Genomic DNA, 19,923 nt, shown 5'->3' with positions numbered 1-19,923 from the left:
TCCTCAGTCAGGGAATCAGGGCGGGAATGCTGGAGTCAAGAAGACCGCGTGCGGCCAGTTCGCCGTAAAGCGGAGTGGTTTCCGGGAAATGCCCCCAGGCGTGGTCGCCACTGCCGTCGCCGGCGTTTCCGAGCAGCTGGCGCTGGACCGGGGAGATGTTCTTCCACCACGGCTGCGCGGGCAGGTCCTCGACCTCGTCCCGAATGTGGATCCACCGCGAGGTGTACCCGAAGAAAGCGACCTTGCGGGTCACGTCGGAGTGGTTGTCGGAGCGCGCGTGCCAGATCCGGCGGTCGAAGAACAGCACGTCGCCGGGCTCGACGAGCACCTGCCGCGCACCGTCGGGCGTGGGCCACTCGACGCCCCTGCTGGGCGGACCGGGAAGCCAGTTGGTCTTGTGACTACCAGGCACGATGGTCAGATTGCCGCGTCCGGGCCGCGAGACGTCCGAGAACCAGTAGGCGAGCTTCACCGACAGTCTCGGCCGCGGGTCCGTCTCGATCTCGCGGTTCTGCCGGCCACCGTCCTGGTGCCAGTGCCACCAGAACGGCTTCTCCTCTTTCACGCGCGGGTGCACGTCGATGTGCGAGTGGTAGACGTGCGTGTTCCAGCCCATCATCGACCACACATAACCGAAAACGGCGGGATGGTCGAGCAGTCCGGCGAGATCCGGGCAGTGCCGCACCGCACTGAGCAAATGCAGCGGCTCGCCCGAGGTGTGTCGTGCATAAACCCGATCGATCGCATCACGATAAAACTCGACCTCGTCCGGGGAAAGCGCCCCGCGAATCAGCAGATAGCCGTCCTCGTCGAACTGTTCGCGTTCCGCCCTGGTCATCGTCGTCCAGGCAGCATTCATCACGGGTGCGTTCAAGGCAACAGCCTTTCGGGTCCGAAGAATCGATGCGAGCTCAGCGGCTCGGCGCATTTCGATTTCAATCCCGATCAACCCGGAAAAGCGAGCCTTTGTGGGATGGGTCTCAAGGTGCCGGATTCGCGGGACGCACCCGGGTACCGCGGACAAGCGCACTTCAGCGTTGTGTAACAGTCCAAAAAGGTCTCCGCGACAGCCAACCTCCGCCGGATTCGGCGCGTCGACACGAACATGACCGCAGAAATGGGTGAGGGCCCTGGTCGCCCAGGGCCCTCGGGGAACTGCTCGGGAAAAACCGCCTACGGGGCCAGGTTGATGCCCCAGGTGTCGATCGTGCCGACGTCCTGCGCCGCCAGGTCGCGAACGCGGAGCTTCCACGTCCCGTTGGCGGTCTCGCTCGACACGTCGGCCGTGAACGTGCGGTCGATGTTGTCGGCGGAACCACCGGTGCGGTTGTGGAGCGTGTAGGACGTGCCGTCCGGCGCGATGAGCGCCACCGTCAGGTCACCGACGTACGGGTGGACGATCCGCACCGTCACCACGGAACTGGCGGACGGCGTCGAGGAACAGCCGGAGATCACGACGTCGCTGTCGACCGCGGCGCCCGCGTCCGGGATGGCGACGTCGTTGGGGTTCGTGCCGGTGCAGCTGCCGCCACCGCCGCCCGTGACGGTCAGCGAGTAGGTGGCCGTGCGGGAGGCGGAACCGGCGGCGGTGATCGTCACCGGGTAGGTGCCCGCGGCGACCGACGCCGTGGTGCTGATCGTCAGCGTCGAGCTCGACCCGGTGGTGACCGAGGCCGGGCTGAACGAAGCCGTCGCGCCGGAGGGAAGTCCGGACGCGGACAGCGTGACGGACTGCGCGTCACCGCTCACCGTGGTGGTGCCGACGGTGGCCGTGACGGACGAGCCCGCCGCGACGGAACCGGACGTCGGCGACACCGAGACGGAGAAGTCGGCGCCCGGCGTGCCGGTGCCCACGGCCGACTTCCACAGGGTGTAGGCGATGCCGTCGACCGCGCGGTTGAGGTGCGTGTCGCTGATGTTCGCGGTGGTGTCGCAGGACGCGTGGTAGCAGGGGTCGAACGCGGCACCCGAGGTACCGCCCCACTTCGTCGCCTGGGCCGCCGTCTTGCGCGCGCTGGCACCCATCGCGTACCCGGACGCGGGGATGCCCGCGTTGGTGAAGGACGCGTCGTCGGACCGGTTGCGGCCCTCGGTGTTCTCCTCCGGCTGCAGGCCCAGGGAGTCCCAGTACGCCTTCATGTGCGTGGACTGGGTGCTGGTGATGTTGTTGATGAAGTAGCCGCCGTTGGTCGACCCGACCATGTCGAAGTTGTGGTAGGTCTTGATCTTCGAACGCTCGGCGGCAGGCAGCTGGGAGACGTAGAAGCGCGAGCCGTTGAGGCCCTGCTCCTCGTCGGTCCACCAGCCGAAGCGGACCTTGTTCAGCATCGACGGGTTGCGCTGGGCGAGCACCAGCGCGGTCTCCAGCAACGACGCCGAACCGGAACCGTTGTCGTTGATGCCGGGACCCGCGGACACGCCGTCGAGGTGGGCGCCGAACATGTAGACGTTGTTCGCGTTGCCGCCGGGCCACTCCGCGATCACGTTCGGGCCGGCGCCGCTGGTGCAGCCCGAGGTGCAGGGCTGCTCGGTCACGCTGTACCCGGCCGCGGTGAGCTTGTCCTTCACGTACGTCACCGACGCGCGGTAGCCGGCCGAGGTGGAACGCCGGTTGCCGCCGTTCTGCGAGGCGATCGTGCCGAACTGGGCGAGGTGCGCCTTGACCGCCGCGATGTCGATGTCCGGGATCTGCGGACCGGTGCCACCGGTGACCGTCAGCGTGTAGGTCGCGGTCTTGGTCGTGGTGCCCGCGGCCCGGACGGTGATCGGGTAGGTGCCCGAGGAGATCGACGCCGTGGTGCTGATCGACAGCGTCGAGTTCGAGCCCGTCGTGACGGACGACGGGGAGAACGACGCGGTGGCACCGGAGGGCAGCCCGGTGGCGGTGAGCGCGACGGTCTGCGCCTGGCCGGCCGTCGTCTGCGTCTGCACGGTGGTCGAGGCGGTCGAGCCCGCCGCCACCGAACCGGACGTCGGTGACACGGCGACGGAGAAGTCGTTGGCCGGGTTGGAGCCGCCGAGGTTCAGCGACCAGGTGTCGATCCGGCCGGTGTCGTTGTTCGCGTTGTCGTTGACCCGCAGCTTCCACGTGCCGTTCGAGGTCTCGCCCGACAGGTCGACGGTGTAGGTCTGGTCGATGTTGTCCGCGGAGCCGCCGGAGCGGTTGTGCAGGACGTAGGCGGAGCCGTCCGGGGCGACCAGGCTGACCTGGAGGTCACCGATGTAGGTGTGGACGATCTTCACCGGCACCGTGGCGGTGGCCGACGGGGCCGACGCGCAGTCGCTGATGGCGATGGACGACTCGACCGTCGTGTTGTCGCCGATCGCCACGTCGGCGTCGTTGGTGCCGGAACACCCGGCTGCCAGGGCGGGCGCGGAGGCCGCAGGGAGGGCCAGCGCTGCCACGGTGACAGACACCAGTGCTGTGGCGAGCAGAGATCTTCTTCTTCGCACAGTCGGGCTCCTTCGCAGGGATGCAGGGTCACGCGACCGTAGCTGTCGAAGTCCCGCCGGACATCCGGTCGTTCGGATGGTTGTCGTCACGATTGACGTGCGGCGTTCCACCGATGTCCGATTTCACTTTTAAGTCCCGGCATCCGTTGCGCCATCAGAGGGATAGCGTCGGTGCACCCGCCGGAAGGAGACAACGATGTCGCTCCCGATGCCCGACTTCGCGTCCACGTTGCGGGACGCGGTCGGAGCGCGTGGCCTGTCGCTCGAACGGATCCGCGACCACCTCGCCCGCCGAGGCGTCTCGGTGAGCCTCGCGACGCTGAGCTACTGGCAGACGGGCCGCAGCCGGCCGGAACGCCGTGCGTCGCTCGCCGCCGTCACGCACCTGGAAGAAGTGCTGGAACTGGAGCCCGGCGCGTTGTCCGCCCTGCTCGCCCCGGCGTTGCGCGGGAGCCGGCTGCAGAGTTCCATCAGCGCGTTCTGGCCGATGCCCGCGGTGATCGAGGACGTGGTCGGCGGAGTCGACACGCGCTGGGACTCGCGGCTGACGCGGATCAGTCAGCACGACCGCGTGACGGTCGGACCGGAGCGGGGTGAGCGGTCGTTCGTGTCGCGGCAGGTGCTGCGGGCGGAGGAGGACGGGCCGGACCGGTGGGTGGTGATCCTGCACCTCGACGAGCACGACCGGCCGTTGCCGATCATCAGGCCGCTGCACAACTGCCGGCTCGGACGGGTCGTCACGCGTCCGTCCGACGGGCTGCTGGTGGCGGAGCTGTTGTTCCGGGCGCCGTTGCGGCGGGGGCAGACGGTGATCACCGAGCACGAGCTGGTGAACCAGGCGCCGTACCCGTTGGCCACCAACTACTCCCGGAAGTTCCGGCGGCCGGTGCACGAGTACGTCCTGGAGGTCACGTTCGACGCGGTTCCGCGCACCTGCCGCCGGGTGGTGCAGGACGCGGACGGGGCGCGGCAGTCGTTCGGGGTGCAGCTGGACGAGGGCGGGTCGGTGCTGGGGGTGGCCCTGAAGTTCGGGCCGGGGTGCTACGGGTTCGAGTGGACCTGGTGAACGACCGTTCACCAGGTCCACCCTTCTCCTAGACCGTGAGCGACCAGCTGCTCAGGACGCCCGTGTCACCGGGGCCGTTGTCCCCGATGCGCAGCGTCCAGCTGCCGCTCGCGGTCTCCCCTGCACCGGGGACCACGGTGAACGTCCTGCCCGCCGGGAACGGGTGGCAGCTGTAGCTGCCGCCGGGCGTGCGCAGCAGCGGATACGTGCGGCCGCTCGGCGCGACGAGCGTGACGTTCAGGTCTTCCAGACAGGTGTGGGTGGCGTCCACCTTGACCGTGATGGGGTTCTGGGCGGAGCCGGTGGCGGTGGATCGCACCGCGCTGATCGCCGTCTGGAAGTCACGGATCTGGTAGTCCGTGTCGTTCGTGAAGGTGCGCCCGCCGGTGTTGCCGGACGACGTGCGCGCGTTGACCGCCGTGGACGGCTTCGACTGGTTGCCGGCGGCGTCCAGTGCGCGGACCGTGAACGTGTACGCGGTGTCGGCGGTCAGTCCGCTCACGGTCGCGGTGGTGCCCGTGACCTTCGCGGCGACCGTGCTGCCGTTGAGCACCTCGTAACCCGTCACGCCGACGTTGTCCGTCGAGACGTCCCAGGCCAGCGAGACGCTCGACGCCGTGACGCCGGTGGAGCGGAAGTTGTTCGGTGCGGTCGGCGGTTCCGCGTCGGCGCTGCCCGGCTGGGTGCGGGCGGTGACCGACGCGCTCGCGGCGGACGCGTTGCCCGCGGCGTCCTTGGCCTTGATGGTGAACGTGTAGTCCGTGTCCGCCTTCAGGCCTGTGACGGTCGCCGTGGTGCCGGTGACGGTCGTGGCGAGCGTGCCGCCGTTGTAGACGTCGTAGCCCGTCACCGCGACGTTGTCCGTGGACGCGTCCCAGGCCAGGGCGACGCTGGACGCGGTGGTGCCCGTCGAGCGCGGGTTGCCGGGTGCGCTGGGGGCCGCGGTGTCGCCGCCCCCGGTCACCAGGGTGAGGTTCCACTTGCGCAACGCCTCGTTGACCGGCTGGAAGATCGACAGGTCGGCGTCGTTGGTGGGGTTCTGCACGCACTTCGACGGACCGCCGTCGTGCAGGCCCACCGCCTTGTCGCCGAGCAGCCACGCGCCTCCGGAGTCGCCGCCGAGCGAGCACGCCGTGGTCCAGGTCAACCCCTCGATGACCAGGCCGCCGCCGTAGTCCACGGACTTGTTGACGTACTTGACCTCGCCGCACTGCCACTTCGAGGTGTTGCCCGAGTGGCAGACTCGGTCGCCGACCATCGCCTCGGCCGAGCCGGTCAGGGTGATGGCGGGCGAGCCGTACGTGTTGACGACCGGGGACAGGTTCCAGCCGGACTCGGTCACCGCGACGACGCCCATGTCGCCCTCGCGGGCGTTGACGCTGCGGCTGCCGCCGACGTTCGACGTGCCCAGGCGGTTCTGCTGGCTGATCTGCCCGTACGCGGCCTGGTTGGCGTCGTTCGTGCAGTGTCCGGCGGTCAGGAAGTGCTTGCCGCCGTTGGCATCCGTCGCGGGGAAGCCGACGGAGCAGTACGTCTCCGAGCCCGGCCACCACGGGCTGCCCGCCTGGACGGTGCCGGCCTGCTGTTGTGGCTGGGACCGCGTTTCCGCGATGTTGACGCCGCCGAGCGCCCGCACCTTCTCCAGGAACCGTTCGGTGGCCTCGGTCTTCTTCGTCGTGTTGACCGTGACGTCGACCTGGTTGTCGCGCACGTCGATGCCCCAGCTGTAGACGCCGGGCACGCCGCCGCCGACCAGCTTCCTGACCTCGCCGAGCGTCCGGTCGAGTTCGGCGGCACTGCGTTGCACCACAACGGCGTTGGCGCCCTCGGCGCGTGCTTGCCGTGCCGCGTCCTCGGTCGGGACGGCGACGGTGAGCTTGCCGGCCGACGCGTCGAACCAGTGCCCGGCGAGCCGGCCGCGCAGGTCCTGCGACAGCCCCTGGAACCGCTGGTGGGCCTCGTTCTGCTGGGCCGCCGGATCCGGCTGGGCCGCGGCCACGCTCTGCACGGCGTTGAGCGCGCTGATCGTCAGGACCGATCCGCACGCGGCAGCGATGAATTTGCTGCGCAATCGCATGAGTGGAACTCCTTCGCAGGCAGGGATGCCGAAACCGTATTCCGGAATACCTGCGACCTGCGAATTTAACTTTTCGGTTCTACCTCTTCAATTCAGGCCACCGCACGTGGTCGGAGTTGATTCGGAACTCGTGCGAATGCGTCCACACACCGCCGGTGGGGTCGCGGTGCTCGTGCTCGACGACCTCCGGGTCGTACGTGGGCCAAAGCTTGAGTGCACCCAGCGCACCCACAGCGGTCATCGCGCCGAGCACGACGAACGCGGTGGTGATGCCCGCGGTCGTGGCCAGCCACCCGGCGAGCGGGTAGCAGAGCAGCCAGCAGGCGTGGGACAGCGCGAAGTCCGCGGCGAACAACGCGGGCCGGTCGTGCGGATCGGCCGAGCGGCGCAGCAGCCGGGCGCCCGGCGTGAGAGCGAGCGAACACCCCGCACCGATCAACGCCCACAGCACCAGCAAAGTCGACCAATTCCCGGCGAACACCATTCCGGCGAACAGCACGACCACGAGCGTGACCGCCGCGCGCAGCACCACAGCGCGATCCGTGAATCGTTCGAGCAGCCGGGGCAACAACAATGCCGCCGTCAGCGACCCCAGTCCGTTGGCGGCCAAGGCGATGGCGACGTCGGACGCGTCACGGCCGAGTCCGTCCCGCACGTGCGCCACGGTGTTCACGAACACCATCGAGCCCGCGGCCGCCGCGGCGAGATGCACGGCGAGAAGGCCGCGCAACCGCGGCGTGGCGAGGTAGATGCGGATGCCGCGCGTGGTGTTGTCGTACCGGCCTCCCTTGCGCGGCAACGGCTTCGGGCGCGGCAGGGTGACCGACAGAACGAGCAGGGCGGAGGCGGCGAACCCGAGCGCGGTGCCGAGGAAGAGCTGGTGGAAGCTGAAGACCGCCAGCGCCGCGGCGGCGAGCGCCGGGCTGAGCAGGCTCTCCAGGTCGTAGGCCGTGCGGGACAACGTGATCGCGCGGGTGTACTCGCGTTCGTCGGGCAGCACGTCCGGGATGGTCGCCTGGAACAACGGCGTGAACGCGGCCGATCCGGCCTGCAGCAGGAAGATCAGCACGTAGACCTGCCACACCTCGCTGACCCACGGCAGCGACGCGGCCACCACGACCCGCACCAGGTCGAGCGCGATCAGCACGGCACGGCGAGGCAGCGCGCCGAGCACCGCAGTGGCGATCGGCGCCACCGTGACGTAGGCGATCATCTTGATCGCCAGCGCGGTGCCGAGCACCGCGCCCGCCTCCGCTCCGGCGAGGTCGTAGGCCAGCAGGCCGAGCGCGACGGTGGCCAGTCCCGTTCCGGTCAGCGCGACGACCTGGGCGCCGAACAGACTCCGGTACGTCGGATCGCGCAGAACGGAAATCACGGCCGCACTATATGCACGGAAATAGGTTTGCGTCGACGGTGCAATAGCCGCTCTATGGCAACAGCCACTCACTCACAACAATTCACGGTAGGGTTTTCGCCGTGACTCCGTACGACGAAGTGGCGTCCCTCTACGCCGAACTCTTCAGCGACGTGCTCGACACCCGACCGCTCGAACGCGCGATGCTGGCCGCGTTCGCCGAACTCACCGACGGGCCGGTCGCCGACCTCGGGTGCGGCCCCGGCCATCTGACCGCGCACCTGCGCTCGCTCGGGCTGGACGTGTCCGGGCTCGACCTCTCCCCCGCGATGATCGCGATCGCCCGCGAGGCCCATCCGGACCTGAGGTTCGAGGTGGGGTCGATGGCCGCGCTGGACCTCGAGGACGGGGCTCTCGGCGGCATTCTGGCGTTCTACTCGGTCATTCACATGCCACCGCGCGAACTGCCGGCCGTGTTCGCCGAGTTCTTCCGCGTGCTCAAGCCCGGAGGTCACCTGATGCTCGGGTTCTTCGCCGGTGACGATCCCGAGCCGCAGGAGTTCGACCACAAGGTGACGCTCGCCTACCGCTGGTCGCCGTCCAGCCTGGCGGATCTCCTGAAGCAGGCGGGTTTCGCCGAGGTCGGCAGGCTGGTGCGGGAACCGATCGACGGCGAACGGTTCCTGCAGGCCCAGATGCTCGTGCGCAAGGACTAGCGGAAGACGACGGTTCCGTTGCCGTTGAGCAGAACCCGGTGCTCGCAGTGCCAGCGGACGGCCCGCGACAGGGCGAGCGCCTCGGCGTCACGACCGGCGGCGGTGAGCGCGCGGGGGTCGAAGGAGTGGTCCACGCGCAGCACCTCCTGTTCGATGATCGGGCCCTCGTCGAGGTCCGGGGTGACGTAGTGGGCCGTCGCGCCCACGTACTTCACGCCCCGGTCGTAGGCCTGGTGGTAGGGCTTGGCGCCCTTGAAGCCCGGCAGGAACGAGTGGTGGATGTTGATCACGCGGCCGGCCAGCTTGGCGCACAGGTCGTTGGACAGCACCTGCATGTACCGCGCCAGCACCACCAGATCGGCCTGGTACTCGTCGACCAGTTCGACCAGGCGTTGCTCGGCCAGGTGCTTGGTGTCGGCGGTGTTGGGCACGTGCACGAAGTCGAGGCTGGCCGCCTCCGCCATCGGGCGCAGGTCCTCGTGGTTCGAGACGATCGCGGCGATCTCACCGCCGAGACCGCCCGCGCGCCAGCGGAAGAGCAGGTCGTTCAGGCAGTGGCCGGCCTTCGACACCATCACGAGCACGCGCGGCGGCCGGTCGTCCCACAGGTCGAAGTCCATCTCGAACTGGGTCGCGACCTTCGCGAACTCACCGGCGAGGTCGTCCGCTTCGACGCCGTCGCAGGAGAACGCGGTGCGCAGGAACAACTTCCCGCGCACGTCGTCGTCGAACTGCTGGTGCTGCACGATGTCGCAGCCGTGGTCGACCAGGAACGACGTCACGGCGTGCACGATGCCCGCGCGTTCCGGACAGTTCAGGGTCAGGGTGAACTGGGGCATCACGCCACCGCCAGGTACTCGGAGCACGCGTCCACGAGCCACGCCGCGAAGTACTCGGCGAACGACGAGCGCACCAGGACCGTGAACCGGTCGTCGCCGTTCACCTGCAGGACGATTCCCGTCCTGGCGAGCAGCGTCTGCACGCAAGTGCCGCCGGGAGCCGAAGCCGGGTGCAGGTCCACGGAACATCCGTGAGCCAGCACGTCTCGGACTTCCGGCCCTTCCAGGACCACGGTCGTGCGTTGAGCCGAAGTGTCCACAACGGACCCTCTGACAGTCCCGAGCGCGCCACGCAACACCTCCTCGATCGTGACCTGCAGGTCGGGCGGGGCCACGACGAGGAACTCGTCAGGACCCAGCCACAGCACCTCGACGTCCCCGAACTGTCCGGTACCCGAGGTGAAAGTGCAAGCGGCAGAAGGGAACCGGACGCCGAGCGCCGCGCCCATCGCCGCGATGGCGTCCTGGTCGGACACGCGGACGGTGAGCTGCGAGCGGAACGGCACCTCGGCGGCGGTCAGCACGGGGGCGAGCGCCGCCAGCCGATCAGTCCACGCGGAGAGAGGGCTAGCCGTCACGACGGGCTCCTTCCTTGTCGTACAGCACGGATTCGGTGACGGTGACCGGCACGAGCGCGTCCTCGACGGGCACGTACAACGTCTCGCCGATGCGTTCGTGGCCCGAGCGCACCAGCGCCAACGCGAACGTTCGTCCCAACGCGGCACTCGGGTAGCTGGACGTGACGTGGCCGAGCATCCGCACCGGCGGTTCGGGCAGCCGGTCGGTCTCGACGATCTGCGACCCCTCCGGCAGCAGCACCGCCGGATCGACGGGCAGGAGCCCCACCAGCTGTTTGCGGTCCGTGCGGTTGTTCTCGGCGCGGGCGAAGGAGCGCTTGCCGATGAAGTCCGGCTTCTTCTTCGACACGGCCCACGACATGCCCAGGTCCTGCGGCGTCACCGTCGCGTCGGTCTCCTGGCCGATGATCGGGTAGCCCTTCTCGGCGCGGAGCACGTGCATGGTCTCGGTGCCGTACGGCGTGATCCCGTACTGCTCCCCCGCCGCCATCAACGCCTCCCAGACGGCGATGCCGTGCCAGGCGGTCACGTTGATCTCGTAGGCCAGCTCGCCGGAGAAGCTGATCCGGCACACCCGCGCCGGGACTCCGGCGACGACGGTGTCGTGCCAGGTCATGAACTCGAACGCCTCGTTCGACACGTCCAGCTCGGGAGCGACGGCGGCGAGCACGTCCCGGGATCGCGGGCCCACCAACGGGATCGTGGCCCAGTGCTCGGTGACCGAGGTGCAGTGCACGTCGAGGTGCGGCCACTCCGTCTGGAGCCACTCCTCCATCCAGTCGAGGATCTTCGCGGCGTTGCCGGTGGTCGTGGTGATGAGGTAGCGCTCCTCGCCGACTCGGATCACCGTGCCGTCGTCGATCACCATGCCGTCGACGCCGCACATCACGCCGTAGCGGATCTTGCCGACCTTCAGCGTGCTCATCATGTTCGTGTAGAGCATGTCCAGGAACTTGCCGGCGTCACGGCCCTGCACGTCGATCTTGCCGAGCGTCGAGCCGTCCATCATGCCGACGCTCTCCCGCGTGGCACGGCACTCGCGCAGCACGGCCGTGTGCAGGTCCTCGCCCGGCCTCGGGTAGTACCAGGGCCGCTTCCACTGCCCGACGTCCTCGAACAACGCGCCGTGCGCCACGTGCCACGGGTGGATCGCGGTGACGCGCACCGGGTCGTGCAGCTCGCCGCGGTCGCGTCCGGCCAGTGCGGCGAAGGAGATGGAGGTGTAGGGCGGGCGGAACGTCGTGGGCCGCTGGTCTTCCAGTTCGACGCCGAGCGCCTCGGCGACGATGCCCGCCGCGATCATGCCGGACGTCTTGCCCTGGTCGTGCGCGGTGCCGATGGTCGTGTAGCGCTTGATGTGCTCCAACGACCGCAGGCCCGCGCCGGTCGCCCGCAGCACGTCCGCGACCGTCGAATCCCTTTGCAGGTCGACGAAGCTGGCGTCGTCGTCGCCCGGCACCCGCCACAGCACGAGGCCGGAGCGTGCCGTGCACCGCGAGTCCGACACGGGCAGCGGAACCTGACCACCCGGCGCGAACCCGGCAGCGGTGGCGGCCTCCGCACCGGCGTCCCGTCCCTGCCGCGCACACGCGTTCAGGTCGAGCTCACCGGTCGCGGACCCGGCCGCCCGGACCGTGGAAAGCTTCTCACCCGGTACGAAAGCTCCGAGTTCCGCGTCGTAGCGCAGCTTCCCGCGCGCCTGGCTGAACAGGCTCACCACTGGGTTCCAGCCACCCGACACGAGGACGGTGTCGCAGTGAACGGTGACGTCCGGCGAAGCGGGGGCCAGTGCGCCGATCCGCACCGCGGTCACCCGTCCGTCGCCCTCGGTTCCGACCACCACGTGCCCGGCGCGGACCTCGATGCCCCGTGCCGCGCACTCGGTCGCGAGCCGGGCGGGAGCCTCCTGGCGGGCGTCGACGATCAGCGCGATGTCCACACCGGACTCCGCGAGGTCGATCGCCGCGCAGTACGCGCTGTCGTTGGTGGTGAACACGACGGCCCGCGAGCCGGGCAGCACGCCGTAGCGGTGCAGGAACGTGCGGGCGGACGAGGCCAGCATGATGCCGGGCCGGTCGTTGCCCGCGAACACCACCGGACGTTCGTGGGCACCGGTCGCGAGCACGGTCTGCCTGGTCCGGATCCGCCAGACCCGTTGCCGGGCAACGCCTTCCGGTGCCGCGAACCCGAGGTGGTCGGTGCGCTTCTGCAGGGCGAGCACGAACCCGTCCTGGTACATGCCGAACGCCGTCGTGCGCTCCAGCACCAGCACACCCGGCGTGCTCCTGAGTTCCGCGACGATGTCCGCGACCCACTCGGCGGACGGCCGCTCGTCCAGGTACTCGTCCACGCCCAGCAACGCGCCGCCGGCCTGGTTCTGCTCGTCCACCAGCACCACCCGCGCGCCGCTGCGGGCAGCGGTCAGCGCCGCCATCAGACCAGCGGGCCCGGCGCCCACGACCAGCACGTCGCAGTGCTCGTGCTTGGCGTCGTACCGAGCCGGATCGGGTTCGGCCGCGAGCTTTCCCTGGCCTGCAAGCCCGCGCGCCACCAGACCGTCGTAAAGCTCCACCGTCGTCGCGAGCAGCATCGGCTCGGAGAACGGCGCCTCGATCTGGACCAGCGAGGTCGGGTCCTCGGAGCCCGCCGCGACGATGCCGCGCGGACGGCCCAGCTTCACGCTGCTGCCGACCTCGTGCACGCCGTTGGCGAGCAGGGCCGACGCGAGCGTGTCCCCGGGGTGCCCGGCGTAGGTCTGGCCGTTGAAGGTGAAGTGCAGCACCGTGTCCCGGTCGATCGCGCCACCGGTGGGCGTGCGGAACGTCATGCGATCACCTCGGGCATGGGCTCGCCCACGCGGTAGACGGCCAGCAGGTCGTGGGTGCGGGTGTCGCGGACGGCGTTGAACCACCGCCGGCACCCGGCGTTGTGGCTCCAGCGCTCGGCGAACGGGCCGCTCGGGTTCTCCCGGAAGAACACGTACTGGGCCCATTCCTCGTCGGTCAGCGCCGACGGGTCCTCGGGATACGCGACGTGGGCCTGGCCGCCGTAGTGGAACTCCGCTTCCTCGCGCGGCCCGCACCACGGACACGGGATGAGTTGCATCGTCAGCTCCTACTAGTGGGCCACGGCGGCGGCGCCGTGCTCGTCGACGAGAGCGCCCGTGGTGAAGCGCTCGAGGGTGAACGGCTCGTTGAACGGGTGCGGCTTGTCGTGGGCGATGGTGTGCGCGAAGCAGTCACCGACACCGGGGGTGGCCTTGAACCCGCCGGTTCCCCAGCCGCAGTTCAGGTACAGCCCGCCCACCGGCGTGAGGCCGACGATCGGCGAGGCGTCCGGGCTGACGTCGACGATGCCCGCCCACGTCCGCAGCAGGTGCGCGCGGGCGAAGACCGGGAACAACTCCAGCGCCGCCGACATCTGCTGCTCGATGATGTGGAACGACCCCCGCTGGCCGTACCCGTTGTAGCTGTCGATCCCGGCGCCCATCACCAGTTCTCCCTTGTGCGCCTGGGAGACGTAGACGTGCACGGCGTTCGACATCACGACGGTCGGGTGCACGGGTTCGAGGAGTTCGGAAACCAGGGCCTGCAACGGGTGCGAGGCGAGCGGGAGGCGCAGGCCGACCATCTTCGCGAGCACCGAGCTGTGCCCGGCGGCGCACAACGCGACCTTGCCGGCGGCGATGCGCCCGCGACTCGTTTCTACTGCGGTGATGCGGCCTTGCGACGTCTCCAGCCCGGTGACCTCGCAGTTCTGGATGAGGTCGACACCCATCGCGTGCGCGGCCCGCGCGTAGCCCCACGCCACGTAGTCGTGCTTCGCGATGCCCGCGCGCGGCTGGTAGGTCGCGCCCAGCACCGGGTAGCGGACGTCCGGCGAGGTGTTGACGATCGGGCAGATCTCCTTGACCCCGGCCGGATCCACCCACTCCGCGTCGATGCCGTTGAGCCGGTTCGCGTTGACCCGCCGGACGCTGTCGCGCACGTCCTGCAGGCTGTGCGCGAGGTTCAGCACACCGCGCTGGTCGAACAGGATCGGGTAGCCGAGGTCCTCCTCCAGGCCCTCCCACAGCTTCAGCGAGTGCTCGTAGATGCCGGAGCTCTCGTCCCACAGGTAGTTCGACCGGATGATCGTCGTGTTGCGGGCCATGTTGCCGCCCGCGAGCCAGCCCTTCTCGAGCACCGCGACGTTCGTGATCCCGTGCACCTTCGCGAGGTAGTAGGCGGTCGCGATGCCGTGCCCACCCCCGCCGACGATCACGACGTCGTAGGAGGCCTTCGGTTCCGGGTTGTCCCAGAGGAAGTCCGGGTGCTCGGGCAGATGTGCTCCGGGCGGGCTGGTCATTGCGACGCCTCCAGCGAAATCATCTGGTCGACTACTGGTATATCAGTCTGTGCAGTACCGTAGGTCACATGAACGCACGGGTCAACGACGAGCCCGCCTCCGTCTCACTCACCGAACAGGCGTACGCCGTGCTGCGCGATCGCCTGGTCATGCTGGAGATCAAGCCGGGCGAGCCCATCAACGAGGACAGGCTGCGCACCGAGCTCGGCGTGGGCCGCACCCCGATCCGTGAAGCGCTGAAACGCCTGGAACAGGAACGGCTCGTCGTCGCCTTCCCGCGCCGCGGCACGTTCGCCACCGACGTGAACATCTCCGACCTCTCGCACATCTCCGAGGTGCGCAGGACCCTGGAACCCCTCGCCGCGGCCGCCTCCGCCGAGAGGGCCACGGCCGCGGACAGGACCGCGCTCACCGAACTGCGCTCGCGGCTCGACACAGCACCTTCCGGCGACAACATCGAGCTGCTGCGCACCGACGTCGGCGTGCATCGCGCGATCTACGGGTGCGTGCACAACCCGTTCCTGGAAGACACGCTGATCTCGTACGACAACCTGGCGACCCGGATCTGGTGCGTCTTCCTGCCGCGACTGTCCGGGATGGCCGGTCACGTCGACGAGCACGTGCCGCTCCTCACCGCGATCATCGAGGGTGACGCGAAGAAGGCGAGCGAACTCGCCTCCCAGCACGTCGTCGGGTTCGAACAGGCGATCAGGGCGTTGATCTGACGAGCTTCCCCTGCACCCACGAGTGGAACTCCGCGATGTGGTGCTCGGACGGGACCAGCACACCGCCGTCCCTGTAGGCCCGCGATGACATGGCGGGCTGACACCGTTCGCAGGCCTCGAAGTCCTGCTCGTTGACCCGGTGGAACAGCTCGACGGACCGCGACACGTCCTTGCCGGTGGCGACGACGTCCTTGGCGTAGAGCCAGTCGCACTCGACGATCGTGCGGTCGGCGGCCATCGGGTACATGCGGTGGATGATCACGTGGTCCGGCACGAGGTTGATGAACACCTGCGGGCGCACGGTGATCGCGTAGTACCGGCGGTCCTGCTCGGCGTCCACTCCGGACAGGTTCTCGAAGCCCGCGCTGCCGTCGATCGTGAAGCCCTTGATCTCCTCGCCGAACACCGCGCCGTGCCCGACGTAGTACTGCGCCGCGTAGCCGTCCGCGAACTCCGGCAGGACCTCCGTGAGCTCGGGGTGGATGGTGGCGCAGTGGTAGCACTCCATGAAGTTCTCGATGATGAGCTTCCAGTTGGCCTTGACGTCGTAGGTGATCCGGCGGCCCAGGTCGAGTTCGCTGACCTGGTAGTTGCCGATCGCGTCGAGGTTGCCCAGCCGCTCGCGGACGTCCTGCTGCACGGTCTCTTCGAACGAGGCGGGCTCGTCGGCCAGCGACAGCCACGCGTAGCCGAGCCATTCGCGCAGGTGCACGGGCTTCAGGCCGTACTCGACGCGGTCGACGTCGGGCATCGACGTGAGGTTCGGCGCGGCCACCAGTTTGCCGTCGAGGCCGTAGGTCCAGGCGTGGTAGGGGCACTGGAAGTTCCGCTTGACCGTGCCGGTCTCCTCGACGCACAGCTTGGCGCCGCGGTGCCGGCAGATGTTGAGGAACGCGCGCAACGAGCCGTCGCGCGAGCGGGTCACCAGCACGCTCTCGCGTCCGATTTGGACGGTGCGGAAGTTGCCGGCGTCCGGGAGGTCGGCGCTGCGGACCGCGCAGAACCACATCCGCTCGAAGATGTTCTCCTGCTCCAGCGCGAAGATCGCCGGATCGGTGTAGGCGCTGCCGGGCAACGTGGGGATGAGGCTGGACGGCAACGAGGTCTGGGTCATGAGCGGATCCGCTTCATCTCGGGGTCGAACAGCGGTTCGGACGACACGACGGCCTGGACGCGTTCACCGAAGTACTCGATCTCGACGGGAGTTCCCTCCGTCGCGATCTCGGCGGGCAGCCAGGCGTAGGCGATGTTCCTGCCGATCGAGTAACCACGAGCCGCGCTGGTCACGTACCCGACCGGCACGCCACCGGCGAACACCGGCTCGGAACCCATGACCACCTGGAAGTCATCGGAGATGATCAAGCAGGTCAGCTTGCGCGCAACGGTGTCCTCGGACTTGCCCTCCAACGCCCTGCGGCCGTGGAAGTAACCCTTGTTCATGCGAACCGCGAAACCCAGCCCCGCCTCGTACGGGTCGTGCTCGGTGGTCACGTCGGCGCCCCACGAGCGGTAGCCCTTCTCCAGCCTCATGCTGGTGAACGCGCTGCGACCGGCGGCGATGACGCCGTGCTGCTGACCGGCCTCCCAGAGCGTGTCCCACAGACGCCGTCCCATGTCGGCCGTGGTGTAGAGCTCCCAGCCCAGTTCACCGACGTACGACAGGCGCATCGCGGTGACCGGCACCTCGCCGATGAAGGCTTCCTGTGCCTTGAAGTACCCCATGGCCTCGTGCGAGAAGTCCGTGCCGGTCAACGGTTGCAGGAGGTTGCGCGCCTCAGGTCCCCACAGCCCGATGCAGCAGGTGCCCGGGGTGATGTCCGAGATGTGCACGCCGCCGTTGGGCGGCAGGCGCCGGCGCAGCCAGTCGAGGTCGAGCGGGCCGTTCGCGCCGACCTGGAACCGGTTCTGGCCGAGCCTCGCGATCGTCAGGTCGCTGCGCACTCCCCCGTCCTCGTTGAGCAGCAACGTGTACACCACCGCGCCCGGCTTGCGGTCGAGCTGGTTGGTGGTCATCGTCTGCAGGAACGTCAACGCCTCCGGGCCGCTGACCTCCAGCCGTTTCAACGCGGTCATGTCGAACATCGCGACCCGCTTGCGGGCGACGAGGGCCTCGGCACCGGCGATCGGCGACCAGAACCGGGACGCCCACTCGTTGCGTTCCGGGATCTCCGCGACCTCGGGCAGCCCGGCGTTGGCCTCGTACCAGTGCGGCCGTTCCCAGCCCGACGCCTCCAGGAACACCGCGCCGAGTTCCTGCTGCCGCTCGTAGAACGGGCTGGTGCGCAACGGCCGCGGGCGTTCGGCGGGCTGCAACGGGTGCAGGATGTCGTAGACCTCGACGAACGCCCGGCAGCTGCGTTCGTGCACGTAACCGGGCGAGCGCTGGACGTCCTCGAACCGGTTGAGGTCGCAGCCGTGCAGGTCGATGTCCGGCTGCCCGTCCACCAGCCACTCGGCCATCGCCTTCGCGACACCGGCGGAATGCGTGATCCACACGGCCTCGGCGACCCAGAAGCCCTGCAGTCCGGGGTGTTCGCCGAGCAGCGGGTTGCCGTCCGGGGTGAAGGAGAACAGGCCGTTGACGCCCTCCTCGACCTTCGAGTCGCCGAGGGCCGGCAGCAGGTCGACGGCGGCGTCCCAGGAGGTCTCGAAGTCCTCCGGGGTGAACGCGATCTCGGACGGCATGGTCGGCGCCACGTCGAAGTCGAGAATGTCGTCGGCCGAGATCGGCATCGGCCGGTGCCCGTACGCGCCGATGCCGATCCGGTCGACGTGCTCGCGGAAGTACAGGTCGGCGTCCTGGTGCCGCAGCAACGGCTTCGACATCTCGGACAGCTCCGTGTTGACGCCCTTCAACGCCGCCAACGGAGCCGTCTTCGCGTACTGGTGCGCCATCGGGACGAGCGGGATGTCGAGGTCGACCATCCGTCCGATGCGCGGGCCCCACATGCCGACGCACGACACCACGATGTCGGCGGCGAACGTGTCGTGCTCGGTGACGACGGCCTTGACGCGGCGGCCGTTGCGTTCGATACCGGTGACCTTGTGGTGCGCCAGGAACTTCGCGCCGCGCTCCATCGCCCGGCGTGCCTGCGCTTCGGCCGCCCGCAACGGTTTCGCGATGCCGTCGCTCGGGATGTGGAAGCCGCCGAGGATCCGGGACGGGTCGAGCAACGGGTGCAGTCGCGCGCACTCCTCCGGGTCGCGCAGGTAGCTCTCGACGCCCCATGACGTCGCCCAGCCGTGGCGGCGCTTGATGTCCGTCCAGCGTTCGGGGGTGGTGGCGACCTCCAGCCCGCCGAGCTGCTGGAAGCACCACTGGCCGTCCATCGTCAGCGCCGTGTACTTCTCGACGGTGTACTTCGCGAACGAGGTCATCGTCTTGCAGCCGGTGGTCTGGAAGACCAGGCCCGGCGCATGCGAGCTCGACCCGCCCGTGGCGAACAGCGGTCCCTGTTCGAGCACGGTGACGTCGGTCCACCCACGTGCGGTGAGTTCGTCGGCGAGCGCGCATCCGACGATGCCCGCGCCGATCAGCACGACTCTCGGCTGGCTCACAGGACCACCACCGAGCGGAGCACGCGGCCGTGGTGCATGTCCTCGAACGCCTTCTCGACGTCGCCCAGCCCGATCGTCTCGGAGACGAACGCGCCGAGGTCGAGCCGGCCCTGCAGGTACAGGTCGATCAGCATCGGGAAGTCGCGGCTGGGCAGGCAGTCGCCGTACCAGGACGACTTCACCGCGCCACCGCGCGAGAACACGTCGATCAACGGCAGTTCGAGCTTCATGTCCGGGGTCGGCACACCGACGAGCACGGCGAGACCGGCGTGGTCACGGGCGTAGAACGCCTGCTGGAAGGTCTCGGGGCGGCCGACCGCGTCGATCACGACGTCGGCGCCGTTGCCCTCGGTGAGCTCGCGGATCGTCTCGACGACGTCCTGCTCGCGGGCGTTGATCGTGTGCGTGGCGCCGAAGCGTTCGGCCCACTGGAGTTTCGTGTCGTCGAGGTCGACGGCGATGATCGTGCGCGCCCCGGCCAGCCGGGCTCCCGCGATCGCCGCGTCACCGACGCCGCCGCAGCCGAGTACGGCCACGCTGTCGCCGCGGGTGACGCCGCCGGTGTTGATCGCGGCGCCGATGCCCGCCATCACGCCGCAGCCGAGCAGGCCCGCGACCTCCGCCGGTGCCTTGGGGTTCACCTTCGTGCATTGTCCACTGTGGACGAGCGTCTTCTCGGCGAACGCGCCGATGCCCAGCGCGGGCGACAGCGGCGTGCCGTCGGCGAGTGTCATGGGCTGCGCGGCGTTGTGGGTGTTGAAGCAGTACTGGGGCCGGCCGCGCAGGCAGGAGCGGCACGAACCGCACACCGCGCGCCAGTTCAGGATCACGAAGTCGCCCGGCTCCAGGTCGGTCACGCCCTCGCCGACCGCCTCGACGATCCCCGCGGCCTCGTGCCCGAGCAGGAACGGGAACTCGTCGTTGATCCCGCCCTCCCGGTAGTGCAGGTCGGTGTGGCACACCCCGCACGCCTGCACCTTCACCAGCGCCTCGCCCGGACCGGGATCGGGCACGAGGATCGTCTCGACCGAGACCTTCGCTCCGCGCCCCGCCGCCACGACACCCTTCACCGCATGTGCCACTTCGTTCGCTCCTGTCGGCGAGTTCCGTAATACGCAACGCAGTTCGCATTATGCAACTAGCGGCATCACGGTGCGGCTCGCCGGAGCCGTTGTCAAGACCTTGTCGCACGGACGGAGGCACCCCGAAC

15 protein-coding genes are annotated in these 19,923 nt (G+C 69.0%); 3 read left to right on the top strand and 12 right to left on the bottom strand.

The features are described 5' to 3' along the window. Positions 1-7: 7 nt before the first annotated feature. Together ACH413_RS02385 and ACH413_RS02380 are read right to left on the bottom strand one after the other, a co-directional pair. Positions 8-949, bottom strand: a complete 942-nt coding sequence (locus ACH413_RS02385; protein WP_360029831.1) for a phytanoyl-CoA dioxygenase family protein — start codon at positions 947-949, stop codon at positions 8-10. Between the two features lie 224 nt (positions 950-1,173). Then, positions 1,174-3,453 (bottom strand): proprotein convertase P-domain-containing protein, encoded by a 2,280-nt coding sequence (locus tag ACH413_RS02380; protein ID WP_360029830.1) that lies wholly within the window; start codon positions 3,451-3,453, stop codon positions 1,174-1,176. Positions 3,454-3,649: 196 nt separating this feature from the next. On the opposite strand from ACH413_RS02380, the gene ACH413_RS02375 reads away from it, so the two are divergent. Further along, positions 3,650-4,519, top strand: coding sequence for an XRE family transcriptional regulator (locus tag ACH413_RS02375; protein ID WP_360029829.1), 870 nt, complete (start codon positions 3,650-3,652; stop codon positions 4,517-4,519). 28 nt (positions 4,520-4,547) lie between these two features. Here the strand turns inward: ACH413_RS02375 and ACH413_RS02370 are convergent, their stop codons facing one another. Further along, complete coding sequence (locus ACH413_RS02370; protein ID WP_360029828.1) at positions 4,548-6,596, bottom strand: fibronectin type III domain-containing protein; 2,049 nt, start codon at positions 6,594-6,596, stop codon at positions 4,548-4,550. 79 nt (positions 6,597-6,675) lie between these two features. Continuing rightward, positions 6,676-7,971, bottom strand: a complete 1,296-nt coding sequence (locus ACH413_RS02365; protein WP_360029827.1) for an MFS transporter — start codon at positions 7,969-7,971, stop codon at positions 6,676-6,678. 101 nt (positions 7,972-8,072) lie between these two features. Here ACH413_RS02365 and ACH413_RS02360 point away from each other — a divergent pair, with 101 nt between their 5' ends. Continuing rightward, positions 8,073-8,666: a class I SAM-dependent methyltransferase gene (locus ACH413_RS02360; protein WP_360029826.1), complete on the top strand. Its 594-nt coding sequence runs from the start codon at positions 8,073-8,075 to the stop codon at positions 8,664-8,666. Here ACH413_RS02360 and purU read toward each other — a convergent pair. From purU to ACH413_RS02335, 5 genes are read right to left on the bottom strand one after another with little or no spacing between them, the layout of a single operon-like run. Next, entirely contained in the window at positions 8,663-9,505 is an 843-nt protein-coding gene (gene purU, locus ACH413_RS02355; RefSeq protein ID WP_360029825.1) for a formyltetrahydrofolate deformylase, read from the bottom strand. The two genes, ACH413_RS02360 and purU, sit on opposite strands and share 4 nt — an antisense overlap. Then, a complete protein-coding gene (locus ACH413_RS02350) occupies positions 9,505-10,083 on the bottom strand; it encodes a sarcosine oxidase subunit gamma family protein (RefSeq protein ID WP_360029824.1) in 579 nt (192 codons plus the stop codon). The genes purU and ACH413_RS02350 overlap by 1 nt, the downstream gene beginning before the upstream one ends. Further along, positions 10,073-12,910: a 2Fe-2S iron-sulfur cluster-binding protein gene (locus ACH413_RS02345; RefSeq protein WP_360029823.1), complete on the bottom strand. Its 2,838-nt coding sequence runs from the start codon at positions 12,908-12,910 to the stop codon at positions 10,073-10,075. The genes ACH413_RS02350 and ACH413_RS02345 overlap by 11 nt, the downstream gene beginning before the upstream one ends. Then, positions 12,907-13,188, bottom strand: a complete 282-nt coding sequence (locus ACH413_RS02340) for a sarcosine oxidase subunit delta (RefSeq protein ID WP_093601803.1) — start codon at positions 13,186-13,188, stop codon at positions 12,907-12,909. The genes ACH413_RS02345 and ACH413_RS02340 overlap by 4 nt, the downstream gene beginning before the upstream one ends. A gap of 12 nt (positions 13,189-13,200) precedes the next feature. Further along, positions 13,201-14,430: a sarcosine oxidase subunit beta family protein gene (locus ACH413_RS02335; RefSeq protein ID WP_360029822.1), complete on the bottom strand. Its 1,230-nt coding sequence runs from the start codon at positions 14,428-14,430 to the stop codon at positions 13,201-13,203. Between the two features lie 68 nt (positions 14,431-14,498). Between ACH413_RS02335 and ACH413_RS02330 the strand changes: the two genes are divergently transcribed. Next, on the top strand, positions 14,499-15,155 hold the full coding sequence (locus tag ACH413_RS02330) for a GntR family transcriptional regulator (protein ID WP_360029821.1): 657 nt from the start codon (positions 14,499-14,501) through the stop codon (positions 15,153-15,155). Here ACH413_RS02330 and ACH413_RS02325 read toward each other — a convergent pair. The 3 genes from ACH413_RS02325 to ACH413_RS02315 are packed head-to-tail and all read right to left on the bottom strand — an operon-like array spanning position 15,139 to position 19,795. Next, positions 15,139-16,269 (bottom strand): aromatic ring-hydroxylating dioxygenase subunit alpha, encoded by a 1,131-nt coding sequence (locus tag ACH413_RS02325; protein ID WP_360029820.1) that lies wholly within the window; start codon positions 16,267-16,269, stop codon positions 15,139-15,141. The genes ACH413_RS02330 and ACH413_RS02325 overlap by 17 nt on opposite strands. Beyond that, entirely contained in the window at positions 16,266-18,713 is a 2,448-nt protein-coding gene (locus ACH413_RS02320; RefSeq protein WP_360029818.1) for an FAD-dependent oxidoreductase, read from the bottom strand. The genes ACH413_RS02325 and ACH413_RS02320 overlap by 4 nt, the downstream gene beginning before the upstream one ends. Further along, positions 18,710-19,795 (bottom strand): S-(hydroxymethyl)mycothiol dehydrogenase, encoded by a 1,086-nt coding sequence (locus tag ACH413_RS02315; RefSeq protein WP_360029817.1) that lies wholly within the window; start codon positions 19,793-19,795, stop codon positions 18,710-18,712. The genes ACH413_RS02320 and ACH413_RS02315 overlap by 4 nt, the downstream gene beginning before the upstream one ends. Positions 19,796-19,923 lie beyond the last annotated feature (128 nt).

This window comes from Lentzea sp. NPDC020367, assembly GCF_044387305.1.
Classification (GTDB): Bacteria; Actinomycetota; Actinomycetes; order Mycobacteriales; family Pseudonocardiaceae; genus Lentzea.
This window is presented reverse-complemented; position numbering and strand designations above follow the sequence as displayed.

What these genes read in the sequence shown, in the direction of transcription:
- ACH413_RS02375 (WP_360029829.1), top strand. Translation starts at nt 3,650, where the DNA reads ATGTCGCTCCCGATGCCCGACTTCGCGTCCACGTTGCGGGACGCGGTC.
- ACH413_RS02370 (WP_360029828.1), bottom strand. Translation starts at nt 6,596, where the DNA reads ATGCGATTGCGCAGCAAATTCATCGCTGCCGCGTGCGGATCGGTCCTG.
- purU (WP_360029825.1), bottom strand. Translation starts at nt 9,505, where the DNA reads ATGCCCCAGTTCACCCTGACCCTGAACTGTCCGGAACGCGCGGGCATC.
- ACH413_RS02345 (WP_360029823.1), bottom strand. Translation starts at nt 12,910, where the DNA reads ATGACGTTCCGCACGCCCACCGGTGGCGCGATCGACCGGGACACGGTG.
- ACH413_RS02340 (WP_093601803.1), bottom strand. Translation starts at nt 13,188, where the DNA reads ATGCAACTCATCCCGTGTCCGTGGTGCGGGCCGCGCGAGGAAGCGGAG.
- ACH413_RS02335 (WP_360029822.1), bottom strand. Translation starts at nt 14,430, where the DNA reads ATGACCAGCCCGCCCGGAGCACATCTGCCCGAGCACCCGGACTTCCTC.
- ACH413_RS02330 (WP_360029821.1), top strand. Translation starts at nt 14,499, where the DNA reads ATGAACGCACGGGTCAACGACGAGCCCGCCTCCGTCTCACTCACCGAA.
- ACH413_RS02325 (WP_360029820.1), bottom strand. Translation starts at nt 16,269, where the DNA reads ATGACCCAGACCTCGTTGCCGTCCAGCCTCATCCCCACGTTGCCCGGC.